This is a genomic window from Rhodococcus sp. NPDC019050 (genome assembly GCF_055664235.1).
In genome coordinates, this window is record NZ_JBVOON010000005.1 from 195300 (window position 1) to 220391 (window position 25092).

24 protein-coding genes are annotated in these 25092 nt (G+C 66.8%); 15 read left to right on the forward strand and 9 right to left on the reverse strand.

The features are described from left to right. Positions 1-73: 73 nt before the first annotated feature. Positions 74-661, forward strand: coding sequence for a TetR/AcrR family transcriptional regulator (locus tag AC0B44_RS08685; RefSeq protein WP_471902483.1), 588 nt, complete (start codon positions 74-76; stop codon positions 659-661). Positions 662-698: 37 nt separating this feature from the next. Here AC0B44_RS08685 and AC0B44_RS08690 read toward each other — a convergent pair whose 3' ends face one another. Beyond that, positions 699-1835, reverse strand: a complete 1137-nt coding sequence (locus tag AC0B44_RS08690) for a Rieske 2Fe-2S domain-containing protein (protein ID WP_471902484.1) — start codon at positions 1833-1835, stop codon at positions 699-701. A 52-nt stretch (positions 1836-1887) separates the two neighbouring features. Next, complete coding sequence (locus tag AC0B44_RS08695; RefSeq protein ID WP_471902485.1) at positions 1888-2166, reverse strand: hypothetical protein; 279 nt, start codon at positions 2164-2166, stop codon at positions 1888-1890. 165 nt (positions 2167-2331) lie between these two features. Between AC0B44_RS08695 and AC0B44_RS08700 the strand changes: the two genes are divergently transcribed. After that, on the forward strand, positions 2332-3120 hold the full coding sequence (locus AC0B44_RS08700; protein WP_471902486.1) for an enoyl-CoA hydratase: 789 nt from the start codon (positions 2332-2334) through the stop codon (positions 3118-3120). Positions 3121-3147: 27 nt separating this feature from the next. On the opposite strand, the gene AC0B44_RS08705 is transcribed toward AC0B44_RS08700, so the two are convergent. After that, positions 3148-3846, reverse strand: coding sequence for a helix-turn-helix transcriptional regulator (locus AC0B44_RS08705; RefSeq protein WP_471902487.1), 699 nt, complete (start codon positions 3844-3846; stop codon positions 3148-3150). A gap of 73 nt (positions 3847-3919) precedes the next feature. Here AC0B44_RS08705 and AC0B44_RS08710 point away from each other — a divergent pair, with 73 nt between their 5' ends. Both AC0B44_RS08710 and AC0B44_RS08715 read left to right on the forward strand, forming a co-directional pair. After that, positions 3920-4675, forward strand: a complete 756-nt coding sequence (locus AC0B44_RS08710) for an alpha/beta fold hydrolase (RefSeq protein WP_471902488.1) — start codon at positions 3920-3922, stop codon at positions 4673-4675. A gap of 74 nt (positions 4676-4749) precedes the next feature. Further along, positions 4750-5628, forward strand: coding sequence for an alpha/beta fold hydrolase (locus tag AC0B44_RS08715; RefSeq protein ID WP_471902489.1), 879 nt, complete (start codon positions 4750-4752; stop codon positions 5626-5628). A gap of 9 nt (positions 5629-5637) precedes the next feature. Here AC0B44_RS08715 and AC0B44_RS08720 read toward each other — a convergent pair whose 3' ends face one another. Further along, positions 5638-7623 carry an APC family permease gene (locus AC0B44_RS08720; protein WP_471902490.1) on the reverse strand — a complete coding sequence of 662 codons (1986 nt, stop codon included), beginning with the start codon at positions 7621-7623 and terminating at the stop codon, positions 5638-5640. Further along, a complete protein-coding gene (locus AC0B44_RS08725) occupies positions 7610-8677 on the reverse strand; it encodes a potassium channel family protein (RefSeq protein WP_471902537.1) in 1068 nt (355 codons plus the stop codon). The genes AC0B44_RS08720 and AC0B44_RS08725 overlap by 14 nt, the downstream gene beginning before the upstream one ends. A 151-nt stretch (positions 8678-8828) precedes the next feature. Between AC0B44_RS08725 and AC0B44_RS08730 the strand changes: the two genes are divergently transcribed. Beyond that, positions 8829-9695: a PaaI family thioesterase gene (locus tag AC0B44_RS08730; protein ID WP_471902491.1), complete on the forward strand. Its 867-nt coding sequence runs from the start codon at positions 8829-8831 to the stop codon at positions 9693-9695. A gap of 75 nt (positions 9696-9770) precedes the next feature. Here AC0B44_RS08730 and AC0B44_RS08735 read toward each other — a convergent pair whose 3' ends face one another. Further along, a complete protein-coding gene (locus AC0B44_RS08735) occupies positions 9771-10055 on the reverse strand; it encodes a hypothetical protein (protein ID WP_471902492.1) in 285 nt (94 codons plus the stop codon). Positions 10056-10472: 417 nt separating this feature from the next. Here AC0B44_RS08735 and AC0B44_RS08740 point away from each other — a divergent pair, with 417 nt between their 5' ends. Together AC0B44_RS08740 and AC0B44_RS08745 are read left to right on the forward strand one after the other, a co-directional pair. Continuing rightward, a complete protein-coding gene (locus AC0B44_RS08740) occupies positions 10473-11159 on the forward strand; it encodes a PaaI family thioesterase (RefSeq protein ID WP_471902493.1) in 687 nt (228 codons plus the stop codon). 528 nt (positions 11160-11687) lie between these two features. Next, positions 11688-12086: a hypothetical protein gene (locus AC0B44_RS08745; RefSeq protein WP_471902494.1), complete on the forward strand. Its 399-nt coding sequence runs from the start codon at positions 11688-11690 to the stop codon at positions 12084-12086. A gap of 225 nt (positions 12087-12311) precedes the next feature. On the opposite strand, the gene AC0B44_RS08750 is transcribed toward AC0B44_RS08745, so the two are convergent. Further along, positions 12312-12494: a hypothetical protein gene (locus AC0B44_RS08750; RefSeq protein WP_471902495.1), complete on the reverse strand. Its 183-nt coding sequence runs from the start codon at positions 12492-12494 to the stop codon at positions 12312-12314. 398 nt (positions 12495-12892) lie between these two features. Here AC0B44_RS08750 and AC0B44_RS08755 point away from each other — a divergent pair, with 398 nt between their 5' ends. The 4 genes from AC0B44_RS08755 (at position 12893) to AC0B44_RS08770 (ending at position 15957) form a co-directional block, all read left to right on the forward strand. Then, entirely contained in the window at positions 12893-13564 is a 672-nt protein-coding gene (locus AC0B44_RS08755; protein ID WP_471902496.1) for a pentapeptide repeat-containing protein, read from the forward strand. A 40-nt stretch (positions 13565-13604) separates the two neighbouring features. Further along, positions 13605-14915, forward strand: coding sequence for a glycosyltransferase 87 family protein (locus tag AC0B44_RS08760; RefSeq protein ID WP_471902497.1), 1311 nt, complete (start codon positions 13605-13607; stop codon positions 14913-14915). Between the two features lie 98 nt (positions 14916-15013). Then, entirely contained in the window at positions 15014-15271 is a 258-nt protein-coding gene (locus AC0B44_RS08765) for a hypothetical protein (protein WP_471902498.1), read from the forward strand. A gap of 62 nt (positions 15272-15333) precedes the next feature. After that, entirely contained in the window at positions 15334-15957 is a 624-nt protein-coding gene (locus AC0B44_RS08770) for a phosphoribosylanthranilate isomerase (protein ID WP_471902499.1), read from the forward strand. On the opposite strand, the gene AC0B44_RS08775 is transcribed toward AC0B44_RS08770, so the two are convergent. Both AC0B44_RS08775 and AC0B44_RS08780 read right to left on the reverse strand, forming a co-directional pair. Continuing rightward, positions 15951-17483 carry a sugar transferase gene (locus tag AC0B44_RS08775; RefSeq protein ID WP_471902500.1) on the reverse strand — a complete coding sequence of 511 codons (1533 nt, stop codon included), beginning with the start codon at positions 17481-17483 and terminating at the stop codon, positions 15951-15953. The genes AC0B44_RS08770 and AC0B44_RS08775 overlap by 7 nt on opposite strands. A gap of 509 nt (positions 17484-17992) precedes the next feature. Beyond that, positions 17993-19072, reverse strand: coding sequence for a glycosyltransferase (locus AC0B44_RS08780; protein ID WP_471902501.1), 1080 nt, complete (start codon positions 19070-19072; stop codon positions 17993-17995). 195 nt (positions 19073-19267) lie between these two features. Between AC0B44_RS08780 and AC0B44_RS08785 the strand changes: the two genes are divergently transcribed. From AC0B44_RS08785 to AC0B44_RS08800, 4 genes are read left to right on the forward strand one after another with little or no spacing between them, the layout of a single operon-like run. After that, a complete protein-coding gene (locus tag AC0B44_RS08785) occupies positions 19268-21004 on the forward strand; it encodes an alpha/beta hydrolase (protein WP_471902502.1) in 1737 nt (578 codons plus the stop codon). Further along, positions 21001-22398: an O-antigen ligase family protein gene (locus tag AC0B44_RS08790; protein ID WP_471902503.1), complete on the forward strand. Its 1398-nt coding sequence runs from the start codon at positions 21001-21003 to the stop codon at positions 22396-22398. The genes AC0B44_RS08785 and AC0B44_RS08790 overlap by 4 nt, the downstream gene beginning before the upstream one ends. Continuing rightward, on the forward strand, positions 22344-23363 hold the full coding sequence (locus AC0B44_RS08795) for a glycosyltransferase family 4 protein (RefSeq protein WP_471902504.1): 1020 nt from the start codon (positions 22344-22346) through the stop codon (positions 23361-23363). Before AC0B44_RS08790 ends, AC0B44_RS08795 begins: the two co-directional genes overlap by 55 nt. A 12-nt stretch (positions 23364-23375) precedes the next feature. Beyond that, positions 23376-25067, forward strand: coding sequence for an oligosaccharide flippase family protein (locus AC0B44_RS08800; RefSeq protein WP_471902505.1), 1692 nt, complete (start codon positions 23376-23378; stop codon positions 25065-25067). The last annotated feature ends 25 nt before the right edge of the window (positions 25068-25092 follow it).

The window sequence follows — 25092 nt, forward strand, 5'->3', positions numbered from 1 at the left end:
TTGATCGAACGATCAATGGCTGTGGAACAATGCCTCCCGAGGTACACCGGTGCCGGACGCCAGGAGGCTCGCAGTGGATCCACAGGAACGTAAACGGCAGATCCTCGACCGATCTGCCGAAATCTTCGCGCGAAAAGGCGTCACCGCGACCACAATTCGCGACATCGCCGAAGCCGTCGGCGTGTACTCGGGAGCGCTCTACCACTACTTCCCGTCCAAGGAAGCGATCGTCACCGAGTTGATCCGCGAATACCTCGACGACCTCACCGCGCGGTGCACCGAGGTGATGGCACGGTCGCTGGCGCCCGTCGAACGGCTCGAGGCACTCGCCGAGATAGCCTTGTCGACCAGCGAGGACTATCACGGCGCCACGTCGATCTGGCGGCGTGAAGGTGAATACATGCGCGAACGAGTGGTCGAAGCCGACATGGTCGAGACGGCGGATTCCATGCAGGTGGCATGGCGGGACACGATCGCGGAGGGCATCGCCGACGGCATCTTTCGTACCGATATCGATCCCGAGACGTTCCGGGAACTGCTCTACGACGCCGTCTGGCACGCGTCCCGCTGGTTCCGGCCCGGACCCGAGCAGACGACGGCAGATCTCGCCCGCACCGTGATATCGGTGTTCGTCGACGGACTACGCCGCCGGGACGACTGAGCCGCCCCACCCTCGTGAGGTGGGACGGCTCGTCGATTCACTCGCCGGTCGAAGCGAGGTTTTCCTCGACCTCCTTGTGCCACGACTCGAGCGCACGACTGGTGTCCACCTCGAACTCGAAGCGCTGGGTCATGTCCGGAGTGACATCTTCGACGTCGACGTAGAACTGGCTGTACCAGCGGCGAAGCTGGTAGACCGGGCCGTCTTCCTCGGTGAGGAGCGGGTTCTCGATGCGCGTCTTGTGCTTCCAGATCTCGATGTCCTGCTGGAACTGCTCCTCGAGACCGTCGGTGAAGAGCGTCGCCATCTCGGACATCTGCTCGTCGGTCATGCCGTCGATCTTCTTGACGATCGTGCCGAACTGGAGCACGAACGAGTTCGACGTCACAGGGTAGTGGCAGTTGATGAGCTTGGACTCGATGGTCTTGCCTTCGGACACGGTGTAGATCGTGTCGAGCATGAAGGACGGACCGTAGTAGAACGCGTCCGAGATCGTCTGCGCCTCGGGAAGATCCATCTGGACGCCGGTCTTGATGTCGTCGCGCCCGTACGAACGCATGTGCTGGCCGGCGATATGGCCGTCGAAGACGTTCTTGAAGTATTCGGGCATCTGGAAGTGCACGTAGAAAAAGTGGGCCATGTCGACCACGTTGTCGACGATCTCACGGCAGTGCGAACCTTCCACGTGGATGGTCGTCCACGTCCACTCGGACCACTGACCGTCCTCGTACCCCTCGATCTCGGGGATCGCGAGTTCCGGGGTCGGTTCCGTGCCCTGCGGGCAGTTCCACACGAACAGGACGCCGTTACGCTCCATCGTCGTCCACTTCTTGGTGCGGGCGACCTTCGGGGTACGGCGAGCGTAGGGCACTTCCACACACCGGCCCTGACCGTTCCAGCGCCAGTCGTGGAACGGGCACGAGATGGTGTCGCCCTTGATCTCGCCACGAGCGAGATTGCCACCCATGTGCCGGCAGTACGAGTCGAGCACGTGCAGGGTTCCGGAGGTGTCGGCGAACACGACCAGGTCGGTGCCGAACACCTTGACCTGGTGCGGCTTTCCGTCGCGGAACGACTTCGCGAGGCCGATGCAGTGCCACCCACGGGCGAAGCGGGTGGGATTTGTGCCGGTGTCGATGTTGCGGATCTCGATGTGATCCTGCTGGACGGTCATACTTGTCTCCCAGAGTTCTACGGGCGAAGCGAACGGGACCTGACGCGCACGGTCACCGGCCTGCGGTGACGGTGTCCTCGGAAGCGAGGGGCCGGACGGTCGGCTCAACCCTGGTCGTCGCCGCAATCCTGCCTTCCGACACCGCCTCGTCGATCGTGCGATCGAGTGCGGCACAACGCATCACATACGCCGCAGGGTCGAGTGCGCGCGCAGCGGCGAGCTCACGGCATGCCTCGCGGGCGGAGTCGGTCCACTCGATGCTCGTGTGAGCGGGGCTGTACTTGGCGACGTGCACGCGGGCGTCGCAGGTGCGACAGGCGAGCGACTGCATGGGGACGTTTCCCTTCCTCGGATGGCCCCGACAATAGGAACCGCACTGTGGCGGCGGCCACAACGATTCAGCCCAGTGGAACGGCCGGCCGGAGCGACCGAATGCACGGTCGGCTGTCATTACACTCCGCAGGGTCTGCAGAACCCGTCCCGACAGAGGAACGCCATGACCGAGCCCATCCTGCTCACCGAGCAACACGGACCCGTCCGGGTACTCACCTTCAACCGTCCACAGCAGCGCAATGCCCTGAGTTCGGCCCTGATCGACATGCTGCGTGCCGAACTCGCCGCGGCGGACGCCGACGAAGAGACCGACGTCGTGATCCTCACCGGCACGGACCCGGCATTCTGTGCGGGACTGGACCTACAGGAACTCGGGGCGTCCGGCGGCAACCTCGGACGACTCAGCGGCGAGGGGATTCCCCTCGGGCATCCGTGGCGTCCACTCACGAAACCGGTCATCGGCGCGATCAACGGAGCCGCTATCACGGGCGGCCTCGAGATGGCCCTTGCCTGCGACTTCCTCATCGCCTCCGAACGGGCACGCTTCGCGGACACCCACGCGCGCGTCGGCGTCCTGCCGGGTTGGGGCCTGACGGCGCGACTGCCCGCGGCGGTCGGCGGAGCGTTCGCACGCCGAATGAGTCTGTCCGGCAATTTCGTCGACGCCGAAACCGCACTGCGCGTCGGGTTGGTGACCGAAGTCGTGGAACACGACACGCTGCTCGACGCCGCACTCGCCCTCGCGACGACTGTCGCCGGCAACGACCGGTCCGGTGTCCGCACCTTGCTCGCGTCCTATCGCAGCGCTGAGGAGCATGTGGTGGTGCCCGCGCTTCAGGCGGAGAACGAGACGTCGCGGCAGTGGAGGGAGACCTTCACGCCGGAACGTGTCGCCGAGCGCCGTGACGGTGTCATCGGACGGGGACGCGCGCAGAACGCTCCCCGGTCCTAGCTGTACCGAACGGGCGCCGCTCCCGCCTCACTCACCTCGGCCGTTCACGGGACTTGCTGTCGCAGGGGGTATTCCGATCTCGTCGATGCCGTGTCCGGTGCAGGCAATCTTGGTTGCACTGGCGCGCTCGATGCGGGACACGAGGAACCACCGCATACTGCTGCGCAGCCTGCACCACCCGATCAGGTACCACTGACCGTTCCTGGATGCGAACATCGCCGGTTCGACGTCCCGGGTGGTCGTGGTGCCGTCACCCGAGGTGTAGCGGATACGCACCACCCGTTGCTCGGCCATCCCCTCCTCGAGCGCCGACTTGATCGCGCGAGGAGGAGGATGCGGTGCGTCGACCCAGACGCGACCGGACAACTCGTCGGCCTTCATCCGGGTCTGCGGATCGAGTACGTCCATAATCTTCCGAACGCCCGCCAAGGCGAGGTCGGCGTAGGGGGCATCGGGTGCAGCAGAGACTGCCGCGAGCAGCGCCACCGCCTGCACCGGCGTCAAGCTGACCGGCGGCAGTGTGCCTCGGGCGACCAGCCCGTAGCCACCACCGGGACCCGGGCGAGACCAGATCGGCGCGCCACTGTTTTCGAGCGCCGTGAGATCTCGCTTCACCGTCCGCACGGACACGCCGAACTCCTGTGCCAGTCGGTCGGCAGTGCATCCACGCGGTCCGCTGCGTCGCAGCATCTCGGACAGGGCGTGGAGCCGCTCCGCTCTCTTCATCTTCCGACCCTGCCGAAATTCATGTCAAAAATGGTGACATACCGTTGTCGTGGAGGCGCGAGAGCATCGTGGTGTGACGAACAATGCGAGTAGCCCGACCATCATCTTGATCGCAGGCCATTGGCTGGGGGCATGGGCCTGGGACGAGGTGCTGGAACACCTGAGCGCCGACGGCCGGCGAACCATCCCGATGACGCTTCCCGGCCTCGATGAGCGGGACGCCGAGCGGGCGTCCAGGACGCTCGACGACCAGGCGGCCGCGATCGAACAGACCATGATCCGGGCTGGGGCTTCCGAGGTCCAGCCGGTAGTGATCGTGGCGCACAGCGGAGCCAACGCGCCGGTAAGCCTGGTGCTCGATCGGCATCCTGAGCTCGTCCGCCGAGTGGTGTGGGTCGACAGTGGGCCCGTCGCGTCCGGCAGTGTCTTCGCCCCGGATGCGCCCGAGGATCTGAACGAGTTTCCCCTGCCGCCCTTCGAGGCGCTCGGGCAGCAGGCCAGCCTCGAGGGTCTGAGCACCGAGGCTCTCGAACGCTTTCGAGCCAGGGCCGTTCCGGAGCCAGGTCTCGTGTTGCGCGGGCAGGTGACGCTCACCAACGATGCGCGTCTGGCGGTCCCGACCACTCTGGTGTGCTCTTCGATCCCGAGCGCGCAGGTCATGGAGTTGGCTCGGGCGGGCAATCCCATGTTCGCCGAGGTGTCGAAACTCGAACGTGTCGACCTCGTCGACCTCCCGACCGGGCATTGGCCCATGTGGAGCCGCCCCGGCGATCTTGCGCATATCCTCGCCACGGCAGCGGCTTCCCCGGCAGGCGAACGCACGGCATAGAGGAACCGAACACCTCGATGAGTTTCCGGGCGGGCCCGAGTCGATACGGGTACATCCGGATCGAAGGAGCCACCATGTCCCAGCCCGACACCCGCACGCTCGAGGTCCCCGGAGCATCGCTCGTCTACGACGTGCGCGAGCCCTCCGGCGACCGGCAGTACCCGACGCTGATACTCGCGGCCTCCCCGATGACCGCCGACGCATTCGGCACTCTGGCGTCGTACTTCACCGACCGGACGGTGGTGACCTACGATCCGCGCGGCACCGGCCGTGGCGTGCGCACCGACACCACGATCGAATCGACGCCGCGCCTGCACGCCGACGACCTGGTGACGCTGATCGGCACGCTCGGCACCGGTCCGGTCGACCTGTTCGCGACCAGCGGCGGCGCCGTGAACGCCCTGGAACTTGTGTCGGGCAATCCCGAGCGCGTACGCACCCTCGTCGCCCACGAACCGCCCATCGCGAAGATCCTCCCGGACCGCGACATGATGCTGGCGGCATGCACCGACATCCACGACACCTACTTGCGGAGCGGGCAGGGCCCGGCAATGGCGAAGTTCATCACCCTCGTCGGATGGAAGGGCGAACTGTCCGACGCGTACTTCGACGCACCCGCGCCCGATCCCGCGGCCTTCGGCCTGCCCACCGAAGACGACGGCGCGCGCGAAGACCCGGTGGTGGGCCAGAACATATTGTCGTGCACCGGGTACGAACCGGATTTCAGTGCTCTGGCCGCCGCGTCCACCCGGATCGTCCCGGCAGCCGGTCGCGGCTCCGCGGAAGAGATGGCAGCGCGGGGCGGCGCAGCGCTCGCGGCACGGCTCGGAAAGGACGTGACGTGGTTCCCCGGAGGCCACGGCGGCTTCCTCGGTGACGAGTACGGAATGCCCGGCGAACCCGAGGGATTCGCCGCCGTACTGAGAGAGACACTGCAACCTGCGCGCGTGTGAGGGCGTCGGTCAGTTGCGGTCGTGGGGTACCCGCCTCGACGACCGCAACTGCCACGGCACACTCGTGACCATGACACCGGGCTGGAACAACAGCCGGCTCTTGATGCGCAGCGCACTCTGGTTGTGCAGCAACTCTTCCCACCAGTATCCGGTGACGTACTCGGGTACGAACACGGTGACCACTTCCCGGGGTGACGCGCCTCGCCGCCGCTTGACGTAGTCGAGTACGGGCCGGGTGATCTCCCGGTACGGCGACTCGATGACCTTGAGCGGCACATCGACGTCGCTCGCTTCCCATTCCCGGACGAGTTGCCGCGTCTCCTCGTCGTCGACGTTGACGGTGACTGCCTCGAGGGTGTCGGGATGGGTCGCGCGGGCGTAGGCGAGAGCGCGCAGTGTCGGCCGGTGCAGCTTCGACACCAGCACGATCGAATGTGTACGGCTCGGCAGTACCCCGTCCCACTGGCCGCGCTCGAGTTCCACCGCAACCTGCGCGTAGTGGCGGTGGATCGCCCGCATCACCACGAAGACGACCACCATCGCGACGATCGCAATCCAGGCTCCCGCAGCGAACTTGGTGATCAACACGATCACGAGGACCGTCGCGGTCATCGCGAGGCCGACCGAGTTCACGATCCGGGAGCGCTGCATCCGTCGTCGCTCCTGGGGATCGGTTTCCGTCGCCAGATTCCGCGTCCAGTGTTTGATCATCCCTGTCTGGCTGAGCGTGAACGAGACGAACACCCCGACGATGTAGAGCTGGACGAGGCGGGTGACCTCTGCGTCGAATGCCCACACGAGGGCGATGGCCGCGCCGGCGAGCAGGACGATTCCGTTGCTGAACGCCAGCCGGTCGCCGCGGGTGCGCAGTTGGCTCGGGAGATGCCGGTCCTGTGCGAGTACCGACGCCAGCACCGGAAACCCGTTGAAGGCGGTATTGGCGGCGAGCACCAGGATCAATGCGGTCACCCCGGTGACGAGATAGAAGCCCACCGGGAACCCCGCGAACACCGTCTCGGCGATCTGCGCGACCATCGTCTTCTGCCGGTAGCCCTCGGGTGCGCCGACGAGTTGCGTCGCGGGGTTCTCCGCGATCACCACGCCCAGCCGCTCGGCGAGGACGATGATGCCCATGAACAGGGTGATCGCGATGGCGCCCAGCATGAGCAGTGTGGTCGCGGCGTTGCGCGATTTCGGTTTCCGGAACGCCGGGACGCCGTTGCTGATCGCTTCCACACCGGTCAGCGCGGCACACCCGGACGAGAACGCCCGCGCGATCAGGAATACGAAAGCCAGCCCCGCGAGATGCGACTGTTCCGCTCGCAGTTCGAAACCCGCCGACGGCGCGCGCAGGTCGTCGCGGAGGACGAAGATCCGGATCAGCCCCCACACCACCATCCCGCCGAGGCAGAAGATGAAGGCGTACGCGGGAATCGCGAACGCCACCCCGGCTTCGCGCAGACCCCGCAGGTTGATCGCGGTCAGGATCACGATCGCGGCCATCGCGAAGAGCACCTTGTGGTGGTCGATGAACGGAATGGCCGAACCGATGTTCTGCGCGGCAGAGGAAATCGACACCGCGACCGTCAGCACGTAGTCGACGATCAGCGCGCTCCCCACCGTCAGCCCGGCCGCGACCCCGAGGTTCTTCGTCGCAACCTCGTAATCACCGCCCCCGGACGGGTAGGCGTGCACGTTCTGCCGGTAACTCATGACCACCACGACCATCACCAGCGCGACGGCGATGCCGATCCACGACGAGAACGCGTACGCCGACAGGCCGGCGATGGACAGGACGAGGAAGATCTCCTCCGGCGCATACGCGACCGAAGACAGCGCGTCGGAGGCGAAGACCGGCAACGCAATTCGTTTGGGCAACAACGTGTGGCCGAGCGTGTCGCTGCGCAGCGGCCGGCCCAGCAGGACCCGCTTCGCGGCGCCGGACGGTGCGTTGTGGAGGTTCGTCACGCTGCGGGCGTTGTCAGCCGGTGACATGACGCAGATACAACAGGCGGTCGCCGCCGCGCAGGACGTCGACATCGGCCGTACCGACGCGCAGAAGCCGCCCGTCGCGCTCGATGCCCACCACGAGGTCGTGCAGACGCCGAGGCGACAATCCTGCCTCCTCGGGTTCGATACTCCGTTCGGCCATTGCGAATCCTGCTTCGGGGGTGAGTAGGTCGTCGATCATTTCCACGACGTTGGGGGTGGTTCTGGCGACGCCGAGCAACCGTCCCGCGGTTTCGGCCGAGACGACCACGGTGTCGGCGCCGGACTGTCGCAACAGATGCGTGTTCTCCACCTCGCGCGCGGAGACGACGATGCGGGCGGTGTCGGACAACTCGCGGGCGGTGAGGGTGATCAGGACGGCGGTGTCGTCGCGGTCGGCCGCGATGATGATCGCCGTGGCGCGTGGTACTCCGGCCAGACGCAGCACGTCCGAGCGGCTCGCGGTGCCCTGGACGGTCACCAGGCCCTGGCGGCCGGCAACCTCGAGGACCGACCGATCGGTGTCCACCACGACGATCTCCGACTGCGCGATCCCGTCGCTGATCATCGCGTCGACGGCTGTCCGTCCCTTGGTGCCGTAACCGACCACGACGTAGTGGTTGCGCACGCGTCGGCGCCACCGCTGAATGCGATAGGCCTGCCGCGAATTCTCCGTCAGGGCGGCCAACGTGGTGCCGACCAGAATGATCAGGAAGAGGATGCGCAGCGGGGTGATGACCAACGCGTTGAGTGCCCGGGCACCGGGAGTGAAGGGCGTGATGTCACCGTAGCCCGTGGTCGAGAGCGACACACTCGCGTAGTAGACGCAGTCCAAGAAGGACATCGGGTTGCCCTGGACGTCGCGGAACCCGCTCCGCCCGAGATACACCACCACGACCGCCACGGCGAGCACGATGGTCGCGTACCCGAGCCGTCGAACGATCTGGCGGGTCGGGCTGATGAAGACGTGGGGGACGCGCACGGTACCTACCAAGGTGTAGGCCCGTCGCTCGTGTGGTTGTCCCGAACGACCCGGCCGAGCGCGCAGGCTTTCGGCCACTCCGGCTCCCGTCATGTGTGCATGCGCCGATGCAGAATTGCAGAGTACGCCCGTGGCAGGATGACGCAATAGCGCCGGACCCGCCTTTGATGGCAATATGATTCTCATGAACGAGAATGAGGTTTCTAGCGATGGTTCGTCCCTGTTGGTGATGAGTCGGCTCACCTTCTCGTCCGACTTCGGTCTGCTCTCCCGCCTCGTCACGAAGGAACGCGCGGTCATGCGCTCCGTGCTCGACGACAAACTCTGCTCCGGAGCGGGCTCGGCCTCGCTGGGACTACTCACCACCCTCGTCGACATCGTCACGTCGAGTCCGGCGCTCGCGGCCTGCGGGCAGGACTGGGTCGCAACCCAGGACCTCACCCTGCACGCCACCGGATGGTTGACCGAAGGTCCGATCGTCATCGACGCCCAGCTCGTCCGCATCGGCAAGAAGATGATCCACGTGTCGGCGGACGTGTACGACGCACGGGGCACGACCGACCTCGACGCACTCGTCGCCGCGCTCGACGAAGGCGGACCGGACGGCCCCGTGCTCGCAGCCCGCGCATTGGTCACTTTCGCCCGGCTTCCGCGCACGGCCGCGCCCGACGCCGACTACTACACGCCCGGCGAATGGGTGGGGATCGACCGCGAGTACCCGGCCGAGCCCGTCGACGGCACGATCTACGAACGCCTCGGTATGCGCACACTCGACGCGGCCGAAGGTGTCCTGGAACTCGACCGAACCCCGTTCGTGGCCAACATGATCGGCACGATCCAGGGAGGTGCCCAAGCGCTCCTCGCAGAATCCGCCGCCCAAGCGATGCGACCCGATCTGGTGGCGACGGACATCCAGATGCATTTCCTGTCGCAGGTGCGGCAGGGCCCCGCCCGGTCGTACGGAACGGTGATCCGCGACAGCGCAGACCACTCGGTGATCAGCGTGCGCCTCGTCGACGCCGGCGCCGACGACCAGCTGCTGGCGCTGACGACGGTGACCCTGCAACGTCGACCGGTCTCGGGATCTGCGCGCTGAATCGGGATCTGCGCGCGCTGTTTCGGGAGCACATCTCCACTTCGCGCGCAGATAAGAGCACTTACCGCCGAGCGGTCATCCCGAACTGTGGGTGGCCGCGTAGATGATGAACACCACGAACAACGCACCTGTACCGAGCACTGTGCCCACCACGGTCTCGACGTAGTTCGTCGCCAGGCCCTTCTCGATCCGCAGGAGGCCGATCCAGCCGCACACCACCGCGAGCAGGCCCGCGGGAATGGAAACGAAGTCGCCGACGATCGGAACGAACGCGGTGAGCGCAGCGACGATGCCTGCCACCAGCGCGATGCTTCCGAGACCGTTACGGTCGCGGGAATCGGTGGACGACTTCGCCGGCATTCCTGCTCCCGTGAGGACGGCGGATGGTATCGCTATATCGTGCACCCTCGACGGCACGCCTGTCTCCCCGTGGGGTCTACGGGTCCCGCAAGTTCCTTTCGACGCAGACCCGGTTTCGCCTCCCGGAGCCCGGAATTCACCCCGCCGCTCATCCTGCATTTCCTGGCAGCGGGACCGGGCGGCGTATAGCGTGTTGAGCAGTTGCCTTCCCGCAACACGCTGCACGCGCCTCCTCCCCTCTGGCGCGGCGGCCGGACCCCGTCGGCACCCTCCCCTCGAGTTCGCCGACGGGGTTCCTCCCTCTCCGGGCACTCTCGGGATGCGCGAAGTTCCCGTACACCGGCACCGCCGGTTGACCCCGTGACAGGAACACGGTCGACTACCCGCGACCGACTCTCACGAACCCGGAGATCCACGATGACCGATGCATTCGACGCTGCCGCCCGGCTCTACGTCAACGACGGACTCTCCGACGACGAGATCGAACGCCAGGCCGCGTTGTACGGCCCTCTCGCCGACGATCTGCGCGCACTGATTCCGCTCGCCATACAGACGAAGGCCGGCGACGAGGAAGTCCGGCAGGCCCGCGACCACCTGGCCGCGGCGCTGGAACTGCTCGGACGCAGCAAAGAGGACCACGCCTTCGGGACCCGCTTCAACGACACCGGAAACGTCCGGGTGTGGGGCAACGCCGTGATCGGATTGCGCAACGCGATCGCACCACTGCCCCGCACCAACAAGGATCCCGACGGCCGCGTGTGGGCCGATTTCCACCTGCACGCCGGCTACGAGGGTCCGGCCGGACACACCCACGGTGGAGTGTCCGCGCTCATCCTGGACCAACTGCTCGGTGACGCGGCACGAGTGGGCGGTGCACCCGGCATGACGGGCACGCTCACACTCCGGTACCGCAACCTCGCCCCGCTCGGCGACCTGCACGGTGAAGCGAAACTGGACCGGGTGGAAGGCCGGAAGGCGTTCGTCACCGGACACATTTCGGGACCCGACGGGATATGCGTCGAAGCCGAGGGGATTTTCATCGCCCCCAAGGAGGTCGTCGGGGCGGCCCGTCGGCACGCCGGCCGCGACACCGAGACAGGATAACACCGCGCCCGGGTGATGCTCCAAATGCGGAAACACTGTCGGGCAACGCATCACCCGGGTTCCGGGATTCCCCTCACGTCGAGGCACCGTACTTTCTTCTCGCACAACTCTTCCGCGCTCGTGTGACGCAACTTTCTCGTGCTCGCGCAATTGCCGGAAATGCGGTCGTCGTATCGGGTTCTCCTGTGGCGCTGCGGTATTCGCCACCACCGAGACGCTCCGGCACCGGGCGTCCGGCCGAGCCTTCGGTCCGGTGACTCGTACCGACGGTCGCACCCACCGCCGCACACGAACATCAGCCACCGCCGCCGACAGAACCGGCACAGCGCCGACACACCCGCCGTTCCGTAACCGGACTGCAACTGCGACTTGCACCACACCCTTCGGATGTCCTGGACCTGCCGAATTGCGCGGCAGCACTTCCCCGATCGGGCCGCGGGCCGCTTCCGGGGACCTCCACGCGAAGTCCGAGAGGACGCTGCCCAGTACAGTGGGAGACTGCCGTCGGCAACGAGAGGGGGAGGCCCCGTGCAGCACGCCCTGTTTTATTCGCTCGTTGCCATGTGCTCGTTGTTCGCGGCATCGACGTGGTGCCTCGCGCGGCCCCACATGCTGTCGAGTCTTGCCGCCGCCGTTGCCGCCGTGCTCTGGTTCTTCATGAACGGAATGCTCGAAGGACGGGTGCTGTACTCGGTCACCCCCGACCACGGACTCACCGAGGCCGACCTCCTGTCCGCGGTGGCAGTGGTCATCTCGATGTGGGGTTTCCGGACGACAGTGCGCACCCGTCGCCGACGCGCGAGCCGGGCACGACCGGCACCTCGCAACCTCCACCCCGACGAGACACGCGCCATGCCGCAGCAGATCCTGCCCTCACAGCAGGAAGACGTGAGTGTGCCGACACGGGCGCTGCGGAATCACCGCTAGCCGACTGCCCCCGGAAACACCCCCGAAAGCGCGATCCGATGTGCCCGCAACCGATTTGGGTATCGGTTTCATCTCGATACTGGACCGGGTATGCAGAACTGACATAAACTCCGCGACGGCCACATTCAAGTGGCCGTGTCTCCAGAAGTCCTCCCCGACACACATGGAGATACAGCGCAGGGCCCCGCCGGCTCCTCCCCTCTCTCGCTGGCGGGGCTTCCCTGCTCACACGATGCCGAGAGCGCTCGCCAGGAACGCGATCGCCCAGCTCACGATCTCGACCACTCCGATAGCACTCGAGCCGGCCGTTCCTCCGGGTTCCGCCGCAGCGGCGACCGGCGTGAACAGCAACAGAACCGCACCCGCTCCCGCGGTTGCGATCACCCCTCGCCTTACGAGTGCCGTCATCTTTCCTCCCGCGACCACGATAAATCCGTTTGTCCAGGGTTGTGTAAGGATTCACTGATCACCGCTCGTCGAATGCACGCGCGCGACAGCGATCCCCGAGCGGCGGCGTGTAGACCACGGCATTGCACACCCTGCATGCGTGCGTCCGGTGCATCACCCCGCAGTCGCACACCTGCGACCCGACCAAGGTCCGGTTCGGGCCGAGCCGATGCCCGTTGGGACAGCGCGCGGGCGCGGGCTCAGCCCAACCCGCCGGGATTCGATACAACCTCACCGTTCGATCATATGTTCGAACGGTCGGCCGGTTCGACCACGGGCCGGAAAAGATCAGACGGCCCCCGAGCGGTCACCGGGTGGGTACGGGAAGGTGCGCGTCGCGCACCGGCGACACTGGTGACATGAGCACGCGCGCCTCCAGGAACACGACGACACCTCCCAAGATCGACCGCCGCAGAGCCGTCGAACTCGAAGAGGGCGACGCCGACACGCTGGCGGCACACACCACCTTCGAGCGCATGCGCTACTCGGACGCCGACCTGTCCGGACGCAACCTCGCCGGCGTGACGTTGTCCGAATGCGAACTCAGCGGAGTGTCCATCGACGACGCCGACTTCACCAGCGCACGAATGGTCGACACCCGCATCGAGCATGTGCACGCCCCGAGGTTCTCCGCGTCACGGAGCACGCTGCACAACGTGCAGATCGACAGCAGCCGCATCGGAGCGATGGACCTGTACGACTCCGGGCTGCGCTCGGTGATGGTGACCGACTCCAAGATCAGCCTGATCAACCTGCGCGCGGGGAACCTGCGCGACGTGCTGTTCCGCGGCTGCATCATCGACGAACTCGACCTGGCCGAAGCGAACCTGACGCGGGTGGCCTTCGAGGACTGCCGGGTCGGCGAACTCGACGTCAATCGCGCCACACTCGCTCACGTCGATTTCCGTGGACTGGAGATCGGAATCATCCGGAATCTCGACGGTTTGCGGGGGTCGACGATGACCGGACACCAGGCCGTGTCGCTGTCGAGTCTGTTCGCCGCCCACCTCGGCATCCGAATCGACGACTGAGGCTCCCCGAAGATCGACCAAAGGTCAGTAAAGTCATCGAGTGCGATATTTACGGCTGAAGCGAGACGACGACCGCCCGCCCACCGAACTCTCCTTCGACCTTCGCGCACACACCACCGCGCTGGTGGTGATCTTCGCTCTCTCGATCGCTTCGACCATCGCATTCCTCGTCGGTAACGACTACATCGACCTGCTCGTCTACCGCATGGGAGCGCGGGTGCTCCTCGACGGCGGAGACATCTACGGCGCGATCCCGCCGGTGGTCGACGACTTCGGATTGCCGTTCACCTACCCGCCGCTCTCCGCGGTCCTGTTCGTACCGCTCGCAGTGCTCCCCGTCACGCTCGCCAAATTCGTGTTCGGCGCCGTGTCCGTCGCAGCGCTCGTGGTGACCCTGCGCCTGGTGCTCGCCCGGGTGCGTCCCGGTCTCTCCACCGGCACCTCCTGGATGGTGACCGCAGTCGCCGTGGCCGTGGCCCTGCAACTCGAGCCCGTTCGGGAGACCATCAGCTTCGGCCAGATCAATATGGTCCTGATGGCGCTGGTGGCCGTCGACGTGCTGGCGGTGAAGCCGAAGTGGCCGCGAGGGCTACTCATCGGGCTCGCCGCCGCCATCAAGCTGACGCCCGCAGGATTCCTGCTGTTGTTCCTGCTCGCACGCGACTGGCGGACCAGCGTCCGCATCGTTGTCTCGGCAGCAGGTTTTTCCGCGGCGGCCTACCTCCTCATGCCCGAGGCGTCCACCAAATACTGGCTGCACACCCTCCCGGACACGGGACGAATCGGATCGGCGTACTACGCCGGGAACCAATCGTTCAAGGCTGTCGTCGCACGGTTCGCTCCACCCGACCCGCTCGAGACGGCACTGTGGCTCGGCGCCGTCGCGATCATGCTGGTGGTGGCGATCGTCGCCATCCGGCTCGCCCTCGCACGCGGGGCACTGGCGCTCGCACTGCTGGCGAACGCGGCCGCCGTGCTGCTGGCGTCCCCGGTGTCGTGGTCCCACCATTGGGTCTGGGTCGCTCCCGCATTGCTGGTCCTGGCGTTCGAGGTGCTGCGGGCCCCCACCAGGCGACGTATCGCCGTGGCCGTCGGCGTCGGCGCGATCTTCCTGATCGGACCGCACCACCTGCTGCCGGCGGGTGACGGTCGCGAACTCGACTGGGCGCTGCTGCAACACGTGACCGGCAGCGTGTACGTGACGATCGCGTTCGGATTCCTGGTAGCGCTCACCCAGATGCGCCAGAACCCCGCGACAGACGACGCAGGCGAACGCCCCGACACGGCGATCGACCTGCCTCGTCGTACAGGACATAAGGCCTCTCCCGCAGAAGACCCGTCCGAAATGTGACGCAGACCTCATTTCGTCGACGCCGAAACGGGTATCCAGCGGTGGAGAAGTTGCGCCCGCACCGCGCGAGGCGCGCAGAGGAAGAAAGGTGCCGACCTGTGCGCCAGCAGACGGAACTCCGGATGGTCACCCCGACGCAGGGGAACGCGATGCACCGCGCCGAGCACCTCGGTGCCCAGCGCTGGGCGTTTCGCTGCGACCGCTGTGACCACTCCTACCGGACTGTCGCGCACACCTACACCGCCGCCGCGTCGGCTGCCCGCTCCAACGGCTGGATCGTCGAACCGGCTCCCCTGTGCCCCGGTTGCGCCAGCGTCGCCATCTCGCTCGGCTCGGCGGTCGCTCTCGCGGCATAGCCGCTCCGATCCGCCTCCTCCGTACCCATATCCTCTAAGGGAATGAGGACGGAAGGCAGGCGATGACGTTCATCAAGATGTGCGGGCTGCGCGACGAGACCACGGTGGATCTGGCGGTAGACCTCGGCGTCGACGCAGTCGGTTTCGTCTTCGCCGACAGTCCGCGCCGGGTTTCCGCAGAGCAAGCGGCGAAACTGCGCTCACGGGTGCCGGCCGGAATCCTCGCGGTGGGTGTCTACGTGAAGATGTCGCTGGACGACATCGTCGCCACAGCCCGCGCCGCCGATCTCGATCATGTGCAGGTCCACGACCTGCGTTCGGCAGACGACGTGCGCGTTCTCCACGACGCGGGACTGGCCGTCATCCGCGCTGTGAACAACGGCGCCGGCGCGTCGGTGTCGCAGGACCTCGGGGCCGATCTGCTCCTGGTCGACGGCGCGGTCGCGGGTGCCGGGGTGACCTGGGACTGGCAGGACCGCAGCGCCGTACCCCCGGGACGATGGATTCTCGCGGGCGGGCTGACCCCGGAGAACGTAGCGCGAGCAGTCGCCACCTCGGGGGCGTGGGGCGTCGACGTCTCCAGCGGTATCGAGTCCGGTCGCGGTATCAAGAGCCCCGAACTGATGACGGCGTTCGCGGAAGCGGTACGCAACGCCTCGGTCCCGCTGCCCGCACCGGGTCAGTAGGCTCCGTCGCTCGCGAGCACAGCGCGAACTGTTTTCGCGACGATCAGCAGATCCTGCACCATCGACCAGTTCGCCACGTAGAACAGGTCGAGCCGGACACGGTCGGCTTCGGAAAGATTCGACCGCCCGGATACCTGCCACAGCCCGGTCATCCCCGGGCGCACCAGCATTCGGCGGTCGACGAACCGAGGGATCTCCCGTCCTTCCCCCACGGTGAGGGGACGCGGACCGACGAGACTCATGTCCCGGCTCAGCACGTTGAACAACTGCGGCAGTTCGTCGATGCTGGTTCGCCGGATGAACCGGCCGACCGGCGTGATCCGCGGATCGGATGTCGACTTGTAGAAAACCGCACGCTCGCTGTCGGCTTCGTCGCGCATCACGTCGACCATCTTGTCGGCGTCGGTGACCATCGAGCGGAACTTCCACATTCGGAAAGTCGCGCCGTTGAGCCCGACCCGTTCCTGACGATAGAAGACCGGCCCACGATCCTGAATCTTGATCAGGGCCGCCACCACCAGCATGACGGGTGCGAAAGCGAGCAGGGCGACAGTCGCGCTCACGAGATCGAAGACCGTCTTGGCCATCCGATTCGACCCCCGGTATTGAGGCTCCTCGACGTGAACGAGGGGAAGACCACCCACCGGGTACATCGACAACCGCGGAGAGGCGATATCGGTGACGCCCGGAGCAACCACCAGATCCACCCGATACGGTTCGAGATCCCATGCGAGGTCTGCGAGATCCGAGTTGCCCCATTGCGCGTTCGCGGCCACCGCGACGGTGTCCGCGCCGGTGAGTTCGACGGCGCGCAGCACATCGGATTCCCCACCGAGAACCGGGATATCGAGACCGCCGACGGTCAGGGCTCGGGCCTGGTCACCGCTGTAGCCGGGAGTACACACCCCGACGACCCGGTAGCCGGAATCCGCGTCGCGGGTGAAGGATTCGACCATCGCTTCGACCGCTTGGTCGCCGCCGATCACGAGCACCGAGGTGCGGAATTCACCGCGTTCACGCCGTCTGCCGATCGCCCGCCGCCACCGATGGCGTCCGAGAAGCAGTCCCGCCAGCCCGAGCGGCAATGCGACACCGAGGTAGACGCGTACCGCGTCGAGGTCGATCACGAACGATTCGAGGAGGAACGACAGAATCGCGATGAAGCCGAAGCATTGGAGCGTCGCCCTCGTGACGAGGCGGTATTCCTCTTCGCCCCTGCCGATCACCGTGGGCTTGCGGGTACCGGCGATCGACAGCGCGAACAGCCAGGATCCGGCGACGGCGGCCCCCAGCAGTATCGAACCCGGGATGCCCGCTTCCGGTACCTCGCCGAATGCGATCCGAACCCATTGTGCGAGCGCGAGAACGGCGCACACGACCGCAACGTCGGTCAGGCACAACCACCTGGTGTGGATCGTCTGCCACTGTCGACGGGTCCCCCGACGTTCGGCGGAATCTCGCCTCGTGTCCAGGCTCGGGACGGGGAGGGCGCTCACCGTCGGCGTCCGTCCGGCTTCGATGCTCATTTCCGCCCCATGCTTCGACTTACCCCCGCCCCCGACTGGATGTTGACAGGGCCGGATCCGATCCGTCCTGATTGCCTGTTATGCACCTTTACCGTTTACCGAACAAATAATGTTTCAGTGCAATAGGTCACACCGGAGGAAATCGCTCCCGCGCGGTGTCTCCGGCACCCGGCCGAACAACGTCCGCACGATGCGCCGCTGAAGTGCACGGGCACAACATATTTCGACGGGGATGCTGAAGTCTTCACGCACTGCGGGCGGAGAACGACCGGCACAACCCTCGACCCGGTTACGCCCCAGCGACCGGCGTCAGCGGCGCGGAGATGCCTGGCGGCGAGAACGCTCGGAGCGGGCCCACAAGAAGGTCAACCGTTGCACCACCGTTCACGCACGAACCTCACTTGTCCCCCGCTCCACCGGGCTCCCGACCCGCGTGGAACCTACCGCAGGGTGAACACCGAGACAAGACCGATCCGACCGGACAACTCACCGCCGAAGGACGGTGGTGATCACACGCAGACCCAGTTCCGGATGTCCTCGCGAAACCGCTCCGACGACAGGTTCGTGACCGACCCCGAGCCCGGACGCGGGACCGCGTCGACTGCCGCGATGCACTCGGCGAGCGACTCCACCGAGTCGTCACGGAAGTGCAGGCCGTCCACTCCTTCCACCACCGTTTCCGCCGCTCCGCCGATTTCGTTGACGATTACGCGGGCACCGGCAGCGCGCGCTTCGACCGGCATGATCCCGAAGTCTTCGATCGCCGGGAAGACGTAGACGTGCGCACGCTGATACAGCGCGTAGAGCAGGGCGTCCGACGGGCGCGACAGCACTCGCACCGGCACACCGGCCTCGTCGGCGAGCTTCCGCAAGCGTCCTTCCTCGGGCCCCGAGCCTGCGACGACGGCGGGGATTCCGGCGCGGTCGGCGGCACGAATCACCCAGTCCAGCCGCTTGTACGGAACGAACCTCGACGCTCCGAGGACGAAGGTATCCGGAAGGCTCTCGAGGACCGCCGATTCCGGCCCGGACAGTTCGGTGCTCCAATCCGGCACCGACGAAATTCGCGTCGTGTCGACGGGAGGAAAGATCACGCGGGCTTCCACACCCCATGCCGTCTCCACCCGGCGCCGGACGAAGTCGCTGTTCGCCGCGAACTGGGCTCCTTCCGCCGCGCGCCGGCGATCCAGACGACGGAGCGGAGGCGATGCGAGCTTCACCGCAGCCGACGCGCCACGATCGTCGAGTTCGGGATTCCACAGGTAGCGGGCGGGGGTGTGCACGTAGACGAACTTGCGGAAGTCGCGGTCCGCGCCGCGGAACGACACGTGGTGGGCAAAGCAATGGGAACTGACCAACGCGAAGTCGTAGCGGCCGGGACGCCGGCGCCAGACGTACGGCATCGCGGCGAGGGCGAGCGCCTTGTGGCGACGCAGGGGGGTGCGCGCAAGTCCACTCTCCCGCACGGTCTGCGTGGGGTACCGCTCCGCGTCGTTCCACAGACACAGGACGTCGGCGTCGGGAAAACACCGCACGAACTCGTCGAGCACCTTCTCCGAACCGCCGTCACGTGCAATCCACTCGTGCACGAGCACTCCCGGCATGACCATCCCTCCGAACGCCCGAGCAAGCAGGCACGGTAGTTTATGGCACAGGTTGCGCACCGGTGACGCCGGGTGTCGACGGCCCGATTCGAATGTGTCGTAGCAACAACCGGATTCAAGAGGGGCGCCTGGCGCCGACTGCCTCCTTGGATCACCCACCCAGGATCTGGAGGTTCGAACGTGGGCGTGCAGCACTCGTCGTGGTTCGGCCCCGCCGACGCGCTGATACTCGCGCACATCCACATCCCCGACGACGGCCGTTCCCGCGGCGCCGTGGTGCTTTGCCCACCCCTGGGCAAGGAACACCTCGACACCTACCGCGGCATGAAGGCACTCGCCGAACACCTCGCCGATCGAGGCCTGACGTCGGTGCGGTTCGACTACGCCGGCGTCGGCGACTCGTCGAGGGATCAGGATTCCCCCGACGCGGTCCGGGCATGGCGGCACAGCGTCGTCGCGGCGATCGACCTCGCGCGCGCGACCGGCGGCGCGCACATCACCGTGGTGGGTCTGCGCGCCGGAGCGCTCCTCGCGGCGACCGCACTTCCCGAGTGCGGCCCCGTCGACGCGGTGGTCCTGTGGGATCCCGTTCTCTCCGGCCGCAGTGCCCTGCGGGAACAACGCGCGCTGTACCGGGTCACGCAAGGCGCCGACGATCCTGACGATCTCCGGATCTCGATCATCGGTGGTGTTCTGGCGCCGGAAGCGGCCGCGGATCTCGGCGCACTGAAGATCGAGGCCAGTGCCTTCGCGGGAACACGGACTCTGCTCGCGGTGCGCCCTGCAGCGCGCGACACTCCCGCGGTGTCTGCACTCGCCGACGCGCTGGGTGGCGACGAGTCGATCCTCACCGAGCAGGAAGCATTCGTCACCCCCTCCGCCCTCTACGCCGAGATTCCCTTCTCCACTGTCCGGCGGATCGCCGAATGGATCTCGGACGGAGCGTCCGCGGATTCCCGCGAGGTGGTTCTGTCGCTTCGGCATCGTGCGGCGGTGGCCACCACTGCCGACGGTTCTCCCGTGTACGAATCGGTGGAGGCGCTCGGTCCGAATGCGTTGTTCGCGGTGCGCACCCACGCGGTGGATGCCGCCCGCACCGACGGCCGTCACCCCACGGTGCTGTTCTTTGGTACCGCCTACGAACACCGGATCGGCCCGAGCCGACTCTGGGTCGAACTCGCCCGCAGCCTCGCCGCACACGGCATCTCCTCTGTTCGTTTCGACCGCACCGGAGTCGGCGACACCGGCACCGTGGACGACGGGCAACCGGTGTCGCTCTACTCGGAGGTGTCCGACCGCGATGCGCTCGACGCCGCCCGGGCGCTGGGGGTCGATCCGCAGGACGTCGTCGTGACGGGGCTGTGCTCGGGGGCGTGGTACTCGTCGTACGTCGCTCTCGCGTTGCAGGCCCGGGCGGTGGTGCTGGTGAACATGATCTTGTGGTCCACCCACCGACGTCGTTCTCTGCGTGAACAACTGCGGCCGCCGGTCCCGGATGCGCCCGGTGGCGGAGAGTCCGCGACGCCGTCCGCCCCGCCACCGCTTCGTGCGCGCATCAAACCGCTCGCGCAGAAACACCTGCCGTACCCCGCATGGCTGCTGCTGGGCCGGCTCGGCATCACCCAGGTGCCCGAGGTGATCCTCGAAGCTTTGCGTCGTGCGGGTGCCGATGTCACGGTGGTGCTCTCGGCGCAGGACCACCGATCCTTCCGTTACCAGCGGGGCGAGGAAGGGTTGCGGCGAGTACGGCGGCGAGGCTTCACCGGACGGATCCGGACCGGAGCGACCGGGGATCACGGCGCCTACCAGCGCGACGGTCGCGAGTTCCTCCGCACCGAGATCACTGCCGCCGTGCTCTCGTCGTTCGGCCGGACGGGCACGGAACGGGAAACCGTCGCCGATGCGGACGTGTCATGACGACGATGCTCGTCCTCGCTCTGCCGTTCGTCGCTGCCCTCTGTGTCGTTCTCTATCGGAGGCCGCAACACGGACTGCTTCTCATCGCGGCTCTGACTCCTCTGCACGGACTGCTCGTGATCGTGCCCGGTGGTTCGGCGTTGTCTCCCTGGAAGGAGGGAGTCCTGCTGCTGACGCTCGCTGCGACGTTCGTCAGCCCCTATCGCAAACGCACACCCGCCCCGTCCTTCCCGTGGTGGCCGGCGGTCGCCGCATGGGTGGCGTTGGGGATCGTGTCCGCAGTCCTCGCGTCGGGAGCGGGAGCCGTCACCCCACTCAAGATCACCTTCTTCTACCTGATCATTCCCGTGATCCTCTGGCGCGCACCGTTCGACGCCCGCGACCGCGACCACTTCGTCACCATCCTGATGGGGATGGGTGTGTTCACGTCGGTCGTCGGATTGGCCCAGCAGGTGATCGGCGGTGAGCGTCTCGCCGCGCTCGGGTACCGGTGGGACGACCATCTCCGCACCACCGGCGGGATCCTGCGCAGCTTCAGCACTTTCACGACCCCGTTCGCGTTCGGGTTGTTCGTGATGATCAGTCTCGTCGTGGGTGGCGCGATCGCCCTTGCCGACCCGGGCAGACTGCGCAACAAGTTGTTTCTCTGCGCGACACCGATCATGCTGCTCGGCATGGGCGTGACGATCGTTCGGGCGAGTTACATCGGCCTCGCGGTTGCTCTGTTGTGGCTCGCGATCCACCGCCACCGCGCGCTCCTTCTCGGTTTCGGCGCCGCCGTGCTCGCCGCACCCATCGCTCTCTTCGTGGTGCCGGGTTCGTTGCTCGCGCCGCTGTTCTCGTCGTCGAGTCTCGGTGAACGCGGCGACGGCTGGGCAGAGACCCTCTCGTCGTTGTGGGTGCATCCGTTCGGGCAGGGTCTGGGTGCCACCGGTTCCGCCGCTGCCAAAGCCGCGTCCGGAAGCAACCCGATGCTGTCGGAAATGTCGTTGCAGGCGGCGGTGACGTTCGGGTTCATGCCCTACCAACCCGACAACTACTACATCAAACTCGCTGTCGAACTCGGGCCGGTCGGCGTGTGGTTGTTCGTCCTCGTTCTGGTCTGCGCGGCAGTGTCGACCCTTCGCGCCGCGCGGATCATGCGCGGCCAGGATGCTGCGCTGGCACTCGGGGTGAGTGCGTCGGTGATCGCGGTGGCCGTCGCGTCCACCGTCTCGACCTACCTGGAGATCTTCCCGCTCGACGTCTACTTCTGGTTACTCTTAGGAATCGTGGGATGTGCGCTCACACAGGATCGTTCGAAGATTCTCAGTCCAGGCACCGAATCGGGTTCGGAGCCATGTCGCTCCGGCCCTCCGGCAGCGGAGTCCAAACCTACGCCCGTGAACTGCTGAGGGCACTGCCTGCGTTTCTCCCCGGTGCCGAACTGCGGGCAACGGTACAACGCGACGCGGTGGGAGAGTTGCCGTCACAGGTGGCTGCCTCGCGACGCCCCGTATCCGACGGTGTGCTCCGCGTCCTGTGGAATGCGGTGCCGCTGCCCTCCGTCGATCTGTTCCACAGCCTCGACGTCGATCTTCCTGTCGGACAACGCGGCCCGACCGTGTCGACATTCCACGACCTGTCGGTCTTCGACACCCCCTGGGCGTTCAGCCGCTTCCGGGCCACAGGCGAGCGCCGCTTGCTCCGCGACGCGTTGCGCCGCGCCGACGTACTCGTTGCCGTCTCCGAATTCACCGCCGAACGCATTCATGCGCTGTCGGGCCGGGAATCCGTGGTCACCCCACTTGCTCCCGCACCGTGGGCCACGCCCCCGACGCCCGAACACATTGCCGAAGTGCGTGCCCGCTTCGCGCTCCCCGACCGGTTCGTGCTGCAGGTCGGAACCGTCGAACCGCGCAAGTCCGTGGCCCTGGTGGCCGAAGCCTGCCGGAACCTCGACGTGCCGTTCGTCCTCGCCGGTGCCGGTTCGACGGGACGCGATGCGCCGTCGAGTGCCCTCGGACTCGGTTATGTCGCGACGTCGGATCTCCCGGCGCTCTACGCGGCGGCGAGCGTCGTCGCGTACGCCTCGCGGTACGAGGGGTTCGGTCTTCCTCCCCTCGAGGCGATGGCGTGTGGCGGCGCGGTGGTCTCTAGTGCCGTCGGCGCGTTGCCGGACTTCGCCGACGACGGGGCACTGCTCGTCACTGCCCACACTGTTCCGGCGTGGACGGCGGCATTGCGCGCCACTCTCCTCGACGTGGACACCGAACGGGCGTTGCGGCGACGCGGCCCCGAGGTCGCTTCGACCCTCACCTGGGCGCGTACCGCGGAATTGACGGTCGGCGTCTACCGCAGAGCGGGCCTGCGACTGTGAGGACGGCGCCCGGTGGGTAGGCATTCGCGTCCGGACGAGGTCGACGACGGCGAGTTCGTCGACTTCCCCTCCGACATCGGACCGTCGGGCCGCCACGCCAAGATCTGGGATTCGCCGTCGCTGGCGGGGTACGCGCACCCGTCGATGACCAACACCGGCCAGTTGCACATCGACCTCGTCGCGGAAACCGTCCTGATGGAACGGATCGTCGCGAAGGTCCACGAGGACCGCGACGGCACCCTGCACGAACCGAGCACACCCGAACTGGACGGACGCACAGCGCGTCGCAACACCGTGGCGATGCTCGCGAGCCGTCTGGCGATCGCATCGATGGGCTGGGCCGGATCGATGATCCTGGCGCGCGTCCTCGCCCCGGACGACTTCGGCAAGTTCTCGTTCGTCTTCGGGTTGCTCGGTCTGCTGTCGGTGGTGACGGATCTGGGCGTGGGCCGAGTCGTGCTCGCCAAGCTCGTCGAATGCAATCCGTGGGAAGTCTCGTACGTCACGACGGCATTCATCGCGCTGCGCGGGTTACTGGGCTTGCTCGGTTACGCGCTCGCAGTGGGATACGTGGTGCTGCTGGGTTATTCGTCGGACGTGGTGTGGGCGACGGTCGTGGCCGGGCTGGTCGTGGTGGTGGCGACACCCAGCAACGCACTCTCGGTGATGTACCAGAGCCGCCTGCGGATGGCGTCGGTCGCCGCCGCCGAGACACTCGGCCAGCTCGCCCAGTTGATCTGCACGATCGGGGCGGTCCTCTGGCACCCGATGCTTCTCGTGGTCGTCGCGCCCGCGGTGATCAACGAGGTTGTCGCGGCGGCACTGAAGGTGCGTGGGGTCCGCGCCGGGAAAGCCGGGCCGCTGCCGGCCGCGCGTGCCCAGTTGTGGCGCTGGCGGGAGATGCTCATCGAGGCGGTGCCACTGTCCATCGGGTTCGCGTTGCTCACCGTCCTGTCGAAGGTCGACGTTCTGATGCTCGGCCGGATGGACAGTTTCGATTCGGTGGGTCTCTACACCGTGGGATACAAATTCGCCGACCTGTTGTCGATGGTCGCCTCCACCGTCGTCGGCCCGGTCACCACGCTGCTCGTCGCGACGTGGCCGGCGCAGAGCGAGCAGTTCCGGCAGCGCACTCGGGAAGCGGCGATGCTCCTCGCCGTGCTCGGCGCGGCGGCAACCGCCGCCTTCTGGCCGACCGCGGACGGTGTCCTGACGCTGCTGTACGGCGAGCGGTTCGCCGAGGGTGCCGATGCATCCCGGATGCTGGTCGCAGGTAGCGCGCTGTCGATGCTCACCGAACTGGGCCTGATGGTGCTGATCGCGACCGGGCGCCACCGCGTCTATCCCTGGGTTGCCCTGGCGGCGCTTGCCGCGAACGTCGCCATGAACCTGGTGCTCATTCCACGCATGTCGTTCGAGGGCGCCGCACTCGCGACCGTCCTCACCGAAGCGGTCATGGTGGTCGCGATCTGGGTGGTGGTGGCGCGCACGGTGGCGGTCGCGCGACTCTTCCCCTTCGCGCAGGCATCGGCCATCGCCATGCTGGGTCTCGCGGTGACCGTATGGGCGTCGTTGCTGGCCGACCGATTCGACGTCCCGTGGCCGATCACCGCGGTCGTCGCTCCCCTGTGCGTGTTCGCGGGGGTCCATTTCCTTCCCATCACCGGCGGACTCGGTCTCGTCGGTCTCGTGAAATCGCGGTGAGCCCGGTGCGGAGAACGGCAGTACG

What these genes read in the sequence shown, in the direction of transcription:
- AC0B44_RS08690 (WP_471902484.1), bottom strand. Translation starts at nt 1,835, where the DNA reads ATGACCGTCCAGCAGGATCACATCGAGATCCGCAACATCGACACCGGC.
- AC0B44_RS08695 (WP_471902485.1), bottom strand. Translation starts at nt 2,166, where the DNA reads ATGCAGTCGCTCGCCTGTCGCACCTGCGACGCCCGCGTGCACGTCGCC.
- AC0B44_RS08700 (WP_471902486.1), top strand. Translation starts at nt 2,332, where the DNA reads ATGACCGAGCCCATCCTGCTCACCGAGCAACACGGACCCGTCCGGGTA.
- AC0B44_RS08705 (WP_471902487.1), bottom strand. Translation starts at nt 3,846, where the DNA reads ATGAAGAGAGCGGAGCGGCTCCACGCCCTGTCCGAGATGCTGCGACGC.
- AC0B44_RS08715 (WP_471902489.1), top strand. Translation starts at nt 4,750, where the DNA reads ATGTCCCAGCCCGACACCCGCACGCTCGAGGTCCCCGGAGCATCGCTC.
- AC0B44_RS08720 (WP_471902490.1), bottom strand. Translation starts at nt 7,623, where the DNA reads ATGTCACCGGCTGACAACGCCCGCAGCGTGACGAACCTCCACAACGCA.
- AC0B44_RS08730 (WP_471902491.1), top strand. Translation starts at nt 8,829, where the DNA reads ATGAGTCGGCTCACCTTCTCGTCCGACTTCGGTCTGCTCTCCCGCCTC.
- AC0B44_RS08735 (WP_471902492.1), bottom strand. Translation starts at nt 10,055, where the DNA reads ATGCCGGCGAAGTCGTCCACCGATTCCCGCGACCGTAACGGTCTCGGA.
- AC0B44_RS08740 (WP_471902493.1), top strand. Translation starts at nt 10,473, where the DNA reads ATGACCGATGCATTCGACGCTGCCGCCCGGCTCTACGTCAACGACGGA.
- AC0B44_RS08750 (WP_471902495.1), bottom strand. Translation starts at nt 12,494, where the DNA reads ATGACGGCACTCGTAAGGCGAGGGGTGATCGCAACCGCGGGAGCGGGT.
- AC0B44_RS08755 (WP_471902496.1), top strand. Translation starts at nt 12,893, where the DNA reads ATGAGCACGCGCGCCTCCAGGAACACGACGACACCTCCCAAGATCGAC.
- AC0B44_RS08770 (WP_471902499.1), top strand. Translation starts at nt 15,334, where the DNA reads ATGACGTTCATCAAGATGTGCGGGCTGCGCGACGAGACCACGGTGGAT.
- AC0B44_RS08775 (WP_471902500.1), bottom strand. Translation starts at nt 17,483, where the DNA reads ATGAGCATCGAAGCCGGACGGACGCCGACGGTGAGCGCCCTCCCCGTC.
- AC0B44_RS08790 (WP_471902503.1), top strand. Translation starts at nt 21,001, where the DNA reads ATGACGACGATGCTCGTCCTCGCTCTGCCGTTCGTCGCTGCCCTCTGT.
- AC0B44_RS08795 (WP_471902504.1), top strand. Translation starts at nt 22,344, where the DNA reads ATGTCGCTCCGGCCCTCCGGCAGCGGAGTCCAAACCTACGCCCGTGAA.